The organism is Vibrio albus (genome assembly GCF_003144035.1).
GTDB lineage: Bacteria > Pseudomonadota > Gammaproteobacteria > Enterobacterales > Vibrionaceae > Vibrio > Vibrio albus.
In genome coordinates this window covers 15972-27905 of record NZ_QFWT01000009.1, presented here as the reverse complement: position 1 = coordinate 27905, position 11934 = coordinate 15972, and the positions used below count along the sequence as shown (strand labels likewise).

General features: G+C 45.2%; 10 protein-coding genes and 1 pseudogene. 8 read left to right on the top strand and 3 right to left on the bottom strand.

Annotation, left to right across the window (positions count from 1 at the left end):
• Window positions 1-39: 39 nt before the first annotated feature.
• A complete protein-coding gene (locus DI392_RS15055; RefSeq protein ID WP_109320520.1) occupies window positions 40-1230 on the bottom strand; it encodes a type III PLP-dependent enzyme in 1191 nt (396 codons plus the stop codon).
• Window positions 1231-1629: 399 nt separating this feature from the next.
• On the opposite strand from DI392_RS15055, the gene DI392_RS15050 reads away from it, so the two are divergent.
• From DI392_RS15050 to nfsB, 3 genes are read left to right on the top strand one after another with little or no spacing between them, the layout of a single operon-like run.
• Complete coding sequence (locus DI392_RS15050) at window positions 1630-3366, top strand: ABC transporter ATP-binding protein (RefSeq protein WP_109320519.1); 1737 nt, start codon at window positions 1630-1632, stop codon at window positions 3364-3366.
• Between the two features lie 17 nt (window positions 3367-3383).
• Window positions 3384-5165, top strand: a complete 1782-nt coding sequence (locus DI392_RS15045) for an ABC transporter ATP-binding protein (protein WP_109320676.1) — start codon at window positions 3384-3386, stop codon at window positions 5163-5165.
• Window positions 5166-5214: 49 nt separating this feature from the next.
• Window positions 5215-5871, top strand: coding sequence for an oxygen-insensitive NAD(P)H nitroreductase (gene nfsB / locus DI392_RS15040; protein WP_109320518.1), 657 nt, complete (start codon window positions 5215-5217; stop codon window positions 5869-5871).
• Between the two features lie 267 nt (window positions 5872-6138).
• Here the strand turns inward: nfsB and DI392_RS15035 are convergent, their stop codons facing one another.
• Window positions 6139-6351 carry a cold-shock protein gene (locus tag DI392_RS15035; RefSeq protein ID WP_425445699.1) on the bottom strand — a complete coding sequence of 71 codons (213 nt, stop codon included), beginning with the start codon at window positions 6349-6351 and terminating at the stop codon, window positions 6139-6141.
• Between the two features lie 460 nt (window positions 6352-6811).
• Between DI392_RS15035 and DI392_RS15030 the strand changes: the two genes are divergently transcribed.
• Complete coding sequence (locus DI392_RS15030) at window positions 6812-7225, top strand: VF530 family protein (RefSeq protein ID WP_181388437.1); 414 nt, start codon at window positions 6812-6814, stop codon at window positions 7223-7225.
• Between the two features lie 132 nt (window positions 7226-7357).
• On the opposite strand, the gene DI392_RS15025 is transcribed toward DI392_RS15030, so the two are convergent.
• Window positions 7358-8608, bottom strand: coding sequence for a DEAD/DEAH box helicase (locus DI392_RS15025; protein ID WP_109320517.1), 1251 nt, complete (start codon window positions 8606-8608; stop codon window positions 7358-7360).
• A 304-nt stretch (window positions 8609-8912) separates the two neighbouring features.
• On the opposite strand from DI392_RS15025, the gene DI392_RS15020 reads away from it, so the two are divergent.
• The 4 genes and pseudogenes from DI392_RS15020 to DI392_RS15000 all read left to right on the top strand — a co-directional run bounded on the left by DI392_RS15020 (window position 8913) and on the right by DI392_RS15000 (window position 11928).
• The gene (locus DI392_RS15020) at window positions 8913-9503 is read left to right on the top strand and encodes a DUF938 domain-containing protein (protein WP_109320516.1); all 591 of its coding nucleotides are present in this window, start codon (window positions 8913-8915) and stop codon (window positions 9501-9503) included.
• Between the two features lie 131 nt (window positions 9504-9634).
• Window positions 9635-9751, top strand: a pseudogene (locus tag DI392_RS15010) (HipA N-terminal domain-containing protein); the annotation flags it as partial.
• Window positions 9752-10093: 342 nt separating this feature from the next.
• Window positions 10094-10909: a MurR/RpiR family transcriptional regulator gene (locus DI392_RS15005; RefSeq protein WP_109320515.1), complete on the top strand. Its 816-nt coding sequence runs from the start codon at window positions 10094-10096 to the stop codon at window positions 10907-10909.
• 11 nt (window positions 10910-10920) lie between these two features.
• Complete coding sequence (locus DI392_RS15000) at window positions 10921-11928, top strand: bile acid:sodium symporter family protein (RefSeq protein WP_109320514.1); 1008 nt, start codon at window positions 10921-10923, stop codon at window positions 11926-11928.
• The last annotated feature ends 6 nt before the right edge of the window (window positions 11929-11934 follow it).

Here is an 11934-nt window from a genome sequence, read left to right as displayed (position 1 = left end):
TTATGATTTGGGGCTCCAACACATTGAAGGGGCTAAAAATCAGCCCAGTTGTACTTTTTGTCCGGCCTCTTCATTGAACGCGATACACTGAGCTCGTTGAATGAAGTTAAAGTCTGTCGCCGTTGCAGACGTATAGGCTCCCATCATTCGTCCGATGACCAGATCACCATTGTCCAGTTTTGGCAGCATGATGTGCTCTGAAATGACATCAATGCTGTCGCATGTTGGTCCGGCAAGTACGCTTGGGTAGCGCTGTACATCTTGTTTAATCGTGGTCAGAGGGTATGTTGCCTCATCAAACATTAGCCCACTGAAAGAGCCATAAATTCCGTCATCCAGGTAGTACCAGATTTTTCCGTCTCTTTCTGCCTGTCCCATAACAGAGGCAACGCTGGTCACGGCCTGCGCAACAATAAAGCGACCGGGTTCAGCCAGCACACTGACGGTTTCTGGCAGTTCAGACAGCGCTTCATTAATCGGTTTACAGAACTCGCCGATCGGTATGACCTTATTCGAGTAGCTCACCGGAAAGCCTCCGCCGATATCCAGAGTGCTCAGTGCCGGCAGACCAAGAGAAACAACTTTAAGCATCAGATCATTGCAGACATTGATCGCATCGACGTATTTCTGCGGGTTCATGGTTTGTGAGCCCACATGGAAAGACAGCCCCTTGATCCGAATACCCAGCTCTTTTGCTCTGGTGATGATCTGTATTGCCAGTTCCGGACTGCAGCCAAATTTCTTGGAGAGGTCGGCAAAGGCCTCAGAGTTTCTGAAACTCAGTCGCACAAGTAGCTCGGCTTCCTCTTTGTACGCGACAAACTTTTCCAGCTCATTCAGGTTATCCACGACAAAAACGTTGCACCCATAAGCCAGTGCATCACAGATATCCTGATCTCGTTTGATCGGATGCGTGTGGATCGTTTTGTCAGCAGGCACTCTCTGTGCGGCAACCAGTTTTACCTCACCAGAAGAGGCCAGATCAAAGCTTGCGCCTTCATCAAGCAGGGTTCTCACTACGGCATAATGAGGTAATGGCTTGAGTGCAAAATGCAGTGTTACATTTGGCAGAGCGTCACGAAGCGCACGATACTGCTGCCTGATAATATCGCAGTCGAGTAAAAGCAGCGGTGCACCGAATTGTGCTACGGAAGATTCAATCAGTTGGATTTCTTCTGCTGTTGGTGCAGAAGATGAAAACGACGCGAAATCTAACACGGCATGTGTCATAAGCAACCTCCTAAGGAAAAGTAACTTTTCATACCCGGATGAAAAGTTGAGCGTCAATAAGCGCGGAAACCGCAGTCAAAGTCACTCTTGGATAGTTGCTCTATCGCCTTGTCACAAACAGCCTGTGATGTACTAGGATTGGCTATCATCAAGAAGCGCGCAGATAGTAATCCCCGATTATTCTCTGCGCAATAAAAATCTTCAAAAAAAAGCGAAATTATTTTTTGTTGATGCCTGATTAAGTATTGAACTGACGATTTGTAGAAATAGGCAAACGTTCAGGATACTTAAACCCGAGGCCAACGCATAGAATACACATCCGTTTGCTTAGTGGTTCGAATCGTAATAGTGTACGTAGCTGGCAAATGGCAACTCTTCATCTTCTCTGGATAGAACACCATGCAGTTATTTAAACATCTGGGGTGGTTTTTTCGCCGCTACTGGTACACATATGCCCTTGCTCTGATCATGCTTCTTACCGTTGCAGTGATTAATATGGTCATTCCATGGCTTATCGGACAGTCTATCGACCAGTTACTGGAAACCCGTGAATTAGGCTCGACGGAAAATTACTTGTTAGGTTTGTTGGTGGCCAGTATTGCGGTGTATCTGCTGCGTTATGGCTGGCGGCGTATGCTGTTCGGTACCTCTTACAAACTTGGTAATATTCTGCGTCAGCAGTTCTATCAGCGCCTCACCCGTCAGGGGCAGGCTTTCTACAACAGTCATTCTACGGGTGACCTGATGGCGCGGGCGACGAACGATATCGATGCGGTCGAAATAGCGGCGGGCGAAGGCATACTCTCCGGGTTTGACGGGCTGCTGACGTTTATTTTTGTCCTAGTCATGATGTTTGTGTTTATCGACTGGCAGCTTGCCGCGTTGGCCGCACTCCCATTTCCGTTTATGGGCATTGGCTTTTATCGTCTTTCCAGCCGGATTCATCATCAGTTTAAAGAGACGCTGGATAAGTTCTCATCACTGAATGAACAAACGCAGCAGGCCATGACCGGTATTCGTATGATCAAGTCTATGGGGCGTGAGTCAATAGAAGCTGAACAGTTTAATGTGATTGCAGAACAGGCCGCAGAGAGTACCTATCAGGTTCAGCGATCAGAAGCCAAGTTTGATCCTATTATCCAGCTCAGTTTAGGTGCGGCTCTGCTTATCGTGTTAACGGCTGGTGGCTGGCAAATTCATGAAGGCAGACTGACGGTCGGGCAACTGACCAGTTTTACGTTGTACTTATCTGAACTGATCTGGCCGATGTATGCCTTTGGCTGGCTGATGAATATTCTGCAGCGGGGTAACGCTGCAATTAAACGCTTAGAAGATCTGTTACAACTGCCTGACAGCATTCATGATTCCGGACAGTCCATTCCTGATGGCTATCAGTTGACGGTTGATGCCCTCACGTTTACGTATCCTGAAACGGCTCAGCCTAATCTGAACGATATTTCTTTTAGCTTGCCGGAAAATCATGTCCTGGGGATAGCTGGCGCAACGGGAGCGGGAAAATCAACATTGTTACAACTGCTTATGCGTTACTGGGATTCTGCTGAAGGCTGCATTGAAATCGCCGGCACACCGATTAAACAGATCCCTATTGCCCGGCTACGGGGACTGTATGCTTATGTGCCTCAGGATGCGTTTCTGTTTAGTACCAGTATCATGGAGAATATCCGAATGGGTCGGCCAGAGGCTTCGGATGAGGATGTTTACCAGGCGGCAAGGCTGGCTGAGGTTCATGACGATATTCTCCAGTTTCCGGAGGGATACAGCACGCTGGTCGGAGAGCGGGGAGTGACTTTATCTGGCGGGCAGAGGCAGCGAGTCTCCATCGCCCGGGCACTCATCAGTAATGCGCCGATATTGATTTTGGACGATGCCCTGTCTGCTGTCGATGTTCATACGGAAAAAGTGATTATCAAACATCTGCAACAGCGACAAGCACAGACCCTGCTGATTGTGAGCCACCGCTTATCGGCAATTGAGCAGGCGGATGACATTATCGTGATGTCTCATGGCAGCATTATTGAGCGAGGAAACCATCAACAACTCACTGCGGGGGATGGCTGGTATTCCAGAATGGCGGCGTATCAGCAAATGGAGCAGGCGATGGAGAATGCATCCTGATGGCAGAGAACAACCCCATGAAGAATAATAGCAAACTTAGGCAGAATAAAGACTCTGGCTCACTCCGGCTACTGATGAGCTACGTGTTTGCCGACAAAATCTTGCTGCTGAAAACCATTATGCTGGTGGTGATAGCAACCGGGTTTGATGTGCTTGGGCCCATGTTAAGTAAAGTCTTTATTGACGACTTTATTATGCCTGATACTTATCCAGTCTGGCCTGTGGTGGGTGTCATCAGCCTGTTTATCCTCTCCACCCTGCTTGGGACGTACCTTAAATATCAGCAAACGCTCAGGTTTCTGGATATGGCTCTGAATGCGGTTCTGGATATACGTAAGCGGGTGTTTAAGCATGTGCTGACACTGCCGATGGCGTATTTTGACTATGCCCGGACCGGACAACTGGTCAGCCGGATCACCAACGATACTGAGTCCATCAAAGACATTTATGTGCAGTTTCTGTCTAATGTGCTGGCGAATATGATCCTGCTTATCGGTATTCTGATCGCCATGGCTATTTTAGATTTTCAGTTGATGCTGGTGGCCTTGTTGCTTATCCCAACGGTCGTCGCTCTGATTTATCTGTATCAGAAATTCAGTGTGAAAGTGGTGACAGACAGTCGCCAGTTTCGCTCTGACATCAATGCGACCATCAGTGAATCCATCAGTGGTATGCCGGTGATTCAGGCCACCAATCAGCAACCGGCCAAGTTTTCACAGTTTGAGCAGATTAATGAGCATTATTATGACACCCGCCTAAAAACGGTAGTGATTGCGTCTCTGCTGCTGAGGCCTGCCATTAACTTGCTTAGTATCCTTGTACTCGCAGGAGTGGTCTGGTTCTTTGGCCTGAAAGTGGTTCAGGGGGTAGCGGAAATTGGGGTGTTGTATGCTTACCTCAATTATCTTGGTCGATTTACAGAACCTCTGGTCGATATCACTCAGCGTTTCAGTCTGTATCAGCAGGCGATTGTCGCTGGTGATAGGGTATATGAATTATTGCAGGAGCCTTCGTCTCAAACCGAAAAAGGCACGTATTCAGAGATTGAGCACGGCCGGTTATCGATTGAAGGACTCAGTTTCGGTTATCAGGCTGATAAACCGATTCTGCATGATATAAATGCTAGCATGGAGGCGGGGCAATTTTTTGCAGTGGTCGGGCATACCGGCAGCGGAAAGAGCACGTTACTCAGCTTATTGCTGAATTTCTATCAGCCTCAGTCGGGGCAGATAACCATTGACGGACTGGCTCTGAATGAATTTACCCATGATACGTTGCGACAGAGAGTGGGCTTTATTCCCCAGGAGCCATTTATTCTTGCCACGACCATTTTCGATAATATCGATATGGGGAGAAACCTGGGTGAAGACGCCGTGCATCAGGCTGCGAAACAGGCCCATCTGCACGATGTGATCATGGATATGGTGGATGGGTACCAGACGGCATTAGGTGAAGGTGGTTTACGTTTGTCTACCGGTCAGCGTCAGCAACTGATCATCGCCCGGGCCTTAGCGGGATCACCGAAGGTATTATTGCTTGATGAAGCCACCGCTAACGTAGACAGTGAAACGGAACAGGTGGTACAACGAGCATTAAACGACCTTCAGGGAAAAGTCACCATGATTGTCGTGGCTCACCGGCTGTCAACCACTCATCATGCTGATAAGATACTGGTACTTGAGAAAGGGCACCTGATTGAACAGGGAAGCCATCACCGGCTCATGGCTCTTCACAAAGGACGTTACCGCGCCATGTATGAACTACAGCAACAAGAGCAGAAAGTGGCTCAGGCCGAGTAACGAACATATCTTAACCATCTAATTAACGGACAGAAGCAGGGTAATAAAAATGAATATTGCAAATGTGGCTTTGGCTCGATATGCAACCAAGGAGTTTGATGCGGATAAGAAAATACCGCAGGAGTTATTTGAACAAATTAAGATCTTACTTCGCTGTAGTCCATCCAGCGTAAACTCTCAGCCCTGGCATTTTGTTATAGCAGAAACAGAGGAAGCCAAAACGCGTTTTTCAAAAGCAACTCAAAACACGTTTGCTTCTAACAAGGTAAAAGTAACGGATGCTTCCCATGTGATTTTGTTCTGTGCCAAGACACAGATTGATGATAATTACATTAAGCACATTCTGGAAACTGAAGAGAACGATGGCCGATTCTCTACTCCAGAATCTAAAGAGCTGGTCAACGCAGGTCGTACTCGTTTTGTTAATATGCATCGCTATGATTTAAAGGATGCTCAACACTGGATGGAGAAACAGCTGTACCTGAATATGGGGACTATTTTGCTGGGCGCAGGAGCGCTTGGGATTGATGCTGTACCAATAGAAGGTTTTGACACTAAGGCTATGAATGAAGAACTGGGCCTGCTTGAGCAAGGATACACAGCGGTTGTTATGGCCGCATTGGGTTACCGTAAGAAAACGGATTTTAATGCTGAACTGCCTAAGTCCAGATTGTCCGAAGAGGAAATCTTCACGGTTCTGCCTTAGTGGTTTATCAGGGTAATATCATTATGCCCGCTATCAGGAGAGAGCAAAATCATGGGTGTTAGCGGTTTGACACCCTCATATTCCAGAGTAGATCACAAAATATCTCAGCGTTGGCTAACTTACTATTGGACAAAGGAGTGTTATGTCAGCTAGATTCTACAGACAAAATTCAGAAGAAAGCATTTTATGGATAGTGTCACAATAAACAGACCCAGAATAAATCTTCATGGGTCTGTTTGATGATAATGCTATGTATCTTTACGCAATTTATAATGGCTTGACGTTAATTGCACACGGACCTTTTTGGCCTTTGCCCACTTCAAACTCAACTTTTTGACCATCATTAAGTGATTTATAACCATCCATTTTAATTTCCGAATGATGAACGAATAAATCTTTACTTCCATCGTCCGGCGTAATAAAACCAAACCCTTTATCTCCGTTGAACCACTTAACTGTACCTGTACTCATATTTTCAATCTTCATTTAGGTGAACTGTGAAAGACTAATCTTGCTATCACTATTACAAGAATTGTCTTAACTAAAAAATCACATTCTGCTCATAGCAATGTGCTTTTATATAGAAGTAACTATCAACAATCTACAAAATAAGCAATAGATACCATAGATAATCATTAGTTAATTTTGCCCAATGAGCAAGAATATGACTCAATAAAAATTGAGATATTGAATTAAAACGGGCAGAATCGCTTGGTGATCACAGAGTCAGCGTAGATCTCGCTGACTCAAAGATGGACAAAGTTTGCTATCGACTTTACAAAATTAGCAAAAACTAAATTAACTGAAGTATGGGAAACCTAGACAGGCAATAGACAAAACCTGTCCCCAAACTTTTTTCAAATCATCGCATCGTGACTTTAGATATCTCTGCACTGCATACTTTGCTAAACTCCGCCCTTTAATGTGTGAGACCCCTAAAATGATGACTGACGAAGAAAGAATCGAACTGCAACGCAATAACCCACTGCACGGGCTAAAGCTAGAAACTATGTTGCAAGAGTTGGTGGATTTTTATGGCTGGGACATTCTAGATACCGCAATGCGCTTTAACTGCTTTAACACCAAGCCCTCAATTGCGAGTAGCGTTAAGTATTTAAAGAAAACCGAATGGGCGAGAGAAAAGCTGGAGAACTTTTACCTATATCGCTTTAAGCGCATGCCACGAGCGAGCGCGGAAGAATATAACTTACCACCGAGAGCACGTACTTTCCCTCATGGTCTTGAACCGAAAGAGCCGATGCCGCTCACCGTTGATTCGATTCTGAAGTCGCAGGCTAAAGCGGCATCTGCATTTAAGAAACGCTCATCTCGCGGACGTTCGACGCGTCGATAGTACGATAGCGCGTAATCGACTCTTGAAAGACAAAAGAGCCTTACTTGACGTTTCAAGTAAGGCTCTACACTACTATAAAAGACGCGATTAAAGTGAGAAAGCAAACTCGCTAGCTCTCTCACCAACTACATTCTACTGATTGCGCTTTTTCTTCTTTTTACCCGTACCGGCAGGCTTTGCACGTGGTTTCATCGGTGCAAAGTAGGCTTCGCTTTGATCGTCTTCCACTTTAAAGCCCTCAACCTGCTCACGCTCAAGCTGGAACTTATTTTTCTTTTCTATCACTTTAAAGTGGTGATAGTCATCGTAATCAATAAGCGATAACCCAAGGCCGATTTCGCCCGCACGACCACTACGCCCGATGCGATGCATATAGTCAGCAGGGCTACGTGGAAGGTCAAAGTTAATAACCACTGGTAGTTTTTCTATATCAAGACCACGAGCCGCGATATCGGTAGCAATAAGTACTTGAATCTCACCAGACTTAAACCCTTCAAGCACGCGAGTACGAGCGCCTTGCCCCTTGTCACCATGGAAAACCTCCGCAGTGATGCCGCGTTTTGACAGTTTTTGAGCTAGGTGGTTACAGGCATTCTTGGCATTAACAAAAATCAAAGTCTGTCGCCACTGGTGCTGTTTGATTAGGTGCGCAAGTACTGCGGTCTTCTGACCTTTGTTGACACTAAACACACGCTGTACCAACGTACTGGCTTCCGCACTCTGTAATTGGACTTCAACGGGATCGTGCAGCAAGTCCTTAGCCAAGCTCGTAACTTTTTCAGGGAAGGTGGCAGAAAACAGCAGTGTCTGCTTCTTCTCGGGTAGTAGTGCAAGAATTTTATTGAGTTCGTCGGTAAATCCGAGGCTCAACATACGGTCGGCTTCATCGAGGACGAGTGTTTTTACTTGGTCCAACTTGATGGCGTTACTAGATACTAGATCCAGTAGGCGGCCCGGAGTTGCGACAATAACGTCACTACCACCACGAAGAGCCAGCATTTGAGGGTTCACCGATACGCCACCAAATACCGCAACCGTTTTGATTTTATCTCTAAGATGGTACGAGTAGGATTTAATGTTGTAAGCCACCTGTGATGCCAACTCACGAGTTGGAACCAAAATCAGATGAGACACGAAGTTGCCACGACAATTAGGTGATGTATCTTGCTGGTAGATCTTTTGCAGAATTGGCAACGCAAAAGCGGCGGTTTTACCAGAACCGGTATTGGCACCACCTACAATATCTCGCCCTTCAAGTACGTGAGGAATGGTATGAGATTGAATTGGAGTCGGTTGGCTATATTCCAAGGATTCTAGTCGCTCGACTAAGGTTGGAATCAAACCAAGATCGGCAAATGTCACTTGCTGTGTGTTATCTGTCATTACGATGAGTGGCTCAGTACTAGGTAAAGGCCGTGTATCTTATGCTATTTGCCGCGAAGATGTTAGCTATAATGAACTATACAGAATATTAGCTGGAGGAAAATTATAGGGGTCCTGTCCTTCCTTTTGCCTGACATTAATTAATGTATTCTAAAATCAGAACACTACTATTCGCTATGATGTCAATCGCAACTCATTGGGGCAAAAAATTCTCAGTTAGTATAATGTAGACCGTAGTTTACGAACCAGCACAAACAAGATATATAATGCTGTGTTTAGTTAAAGGTATTCAGGAACGAAACTTATGCCCAAGCATTTTTCGCCTTATTGTGAACGAAATAAACAGCCTATTCTGGAGCAGCTTTCCGTCTATTTTAAAGCATCTCAACGAGTATTGGAGATAGGTTCAGGTACCGGACAGCATGGGGTGTTTTTTGCGGAGCAGTTGCCTCACCTTATTTGGCATACCAGTGATATGCCAGAAAACCATGTCAGCATTAGTGCCTGGATAAACGAGTCAGGACTGCACAATATTACTCTGCCAGTTGAGTTTACTATCGGTCGGGATGCATGGCCTGATGTTCCGGTAGATGCCGTATTCACTGCCAATACCACTCATATAATGCAGCCGGAAGAAGCCCGACAGATGATGGAACTGATAGCATCAAATTTGCCTGATGGAGGCATATTTTGTCAGTATGGGCCTATGAAAATACACGGCGAATACACCAGTGATAGCAACCGGGATTTCGATAAAACTCTAAAAGCCAGTGGCTTTGGTGGAATTCGCTCAGTTGAGCAATTAATCAACTGGGGCAAAGGAATGCAGCTAATCAAAAAAATTCCTATGCCAGCGAATAACTTTTTGTTGGTATGGCAGGTGAGTAAATCATAGTTTTTCAGGTTTGTCTGTTTGGTTAATGTGGCTCTCAGTAGAACAGTGATTAGTCGTGGATTTTAACGCCAAGACAACCGCGAACAAAAGCCGGATTAAAGTGCTTAACGGCTTCACCCACATAGTCTACAGATAAACGTTGGATTGAGAGTCCTCGCGGGAGGCCGCTATCTTTGTCACTTCCTTTGCAATATCCCAAATTAACCTCTGACAGTGTAATTAATTATTTTGATAACCTGTTACCTGACTCCCCACTAGCCCCAATCTCTCTTATCATTTCTTTTTGAAGCCAAAACCAGAAGTTTCTTGCCCTGCTTTGGTGATGATTGCACCAAAATCATTCATTTAAAAGGTTGTTTGCATCATCGCTATCGAGTGAAAAATAAGCGAAATAATCTACTTTACTCATCAACTCATAATCTTATGTTTATAGAATAGATATGGTACGATCGTTGCAATAATTTTGTCGTGATGTTTCGATCGTTTCTTTTTGGGTGTCGTGAGGTTAACACAAGAACGTTTGCATCAACCCATAAAACGCAAATTTTTATCAACAGTCAAGCAGGTAACAGAGTAACCGGAAAAAGCAAATGACAAACAATAATTCATTAAGTGTACGTATTACTGAACATTACTCATCACTCAGTGATGGGAACCGGCGGATAGCGGATTTTCTTCAGGTAAACCCTGACAAAATCCTGATGTTGTCTACCAGTGAAATAGCGGAAGCTTGTCAGGTATCGAAGACCAGTGTAAGCCGTTTCATCCGTAAGCTAGGGTATGAGGATCATGTTGCGCTGAGAAGCGAAATGATGTCTGAACGTGATAAAGGTAACCCGGTGATTACAGGTGAGCTGCACGACACAGGCTTCAGTAAGGATGCCGTAGCACTTGAGAAATTGTGGTCTCAGCTAGCAGAGGGAAACACTGACCAGCTTATTAAAAAGCTGGCCACAGCGAAGCGCATTAAAATTATCGGATACCGTAATAGTTACCCGTTAGCGATGCATTTTCGCCAGCAGCTTGCTCAGTGCCGTAAGCACGTTGAATTACTCCCACTTCCGGGACAGACCATCGGAGAAGACTTAGCGTCGATCAGTGAAGATGATTTTGTCATTTTGTTTGGCATTCGTCGCCGGGTGGCGAATTTTAAGCAAATCGTAGAGTTTCTAAAACCTTACGATTGCCTGTTAATCACCGATCAGTCGGGTCAGAAATATGCGTCTGATGTCAATCAGGTGTTTGTTTGTTATATGAATAACGAATTACCTCTGGACAGTTATGCCGTCCCGATGAGCCTGATCGCCTACTTTGTTAATGAAACTTTTCTGTTGTTGAAAGAACACGCTTCCAATCTTAGCCAGACAATCAGTTCCAACTACCGCCAGCTTGGCGAATTGGAATAAAGGACGAAATAATGAGTGTTGTAAATAAATTAAAAAAAGAGTGGTTTTTACTGGGCTTAGTAAGTGCCATTTTATTAGCGACGTTTACCGAATCAATCGGTAAAACGGATGGCCTTATTCATCTAGATAAGTTAACGGGCATTGGTGTTGCTATTGTCTTTTTCCTGCATGGCCTTGGACTTTCTCCAGCGGCGATTAAAGCGGGTGTGAGCAACTGGCGGCTGCACGTTTATATTCAATGTGCCACTTTCTTGCTTTATCCGGCATTGTGGTTGTTACTTGGTGATACGTTCCTCGCGTTTATGCCGGCGGCTCTGGCGTTCGGTTTCTGCTACCTTTTTGTATTGCCTAGTACTATTTCTTCTTCCGTTGCGATGACCAGTGTGGGTAAAGGTAATGTTCCGGGTGCTATTTTTAACGCATCACTGTCTAGTATTCTCGGGGTATTTATTACGCCTTTGTTTATTCAGTTATTCATGGGATTCGAAGGAGTAGAGTTGGATCTGCTGGGCTCCGTTATCTCTATTGCTAAGCTGTTACTACTGCCTATGATTGCCGGACAGCTACTGCGCCCGTTACTGGTTAAATTTGTTGAGCGACACAAAGCTGTAGTCAATAAAGTCGACAAGTACGTCATCATCCTGATTGTCTATAACGCGTTTTGTGACTCAGTTGCAAACCATATCTGGAGCGACTTCTCTGTTGGACTGTTAGCGGTATGTGTTGCTATATGCTGTGTGGTTCTGCTGGTGATGGTTCATTCTATTCAGTGGGGTGCCCGTAAGGTTCACTTTGAAAGAAAAGACGAAGTGGCTGCGGTATTCTGTGGTACGAAAAAGACACTGGCTGCCGGAGTTCCGATGGCGAAAGTTATCTTTGGTGCTGATCCAAACCTGGGGATGCTGCTTTTGCCAATCATGCTTTACCATCCGATTCAGATCTTCTACTGCGCTATCTTAGCGAACCGATATGCAAGTCAGGAAGCCGTTGAATCTGCAGCATCTGAGAAGCATGCATAAGGAATG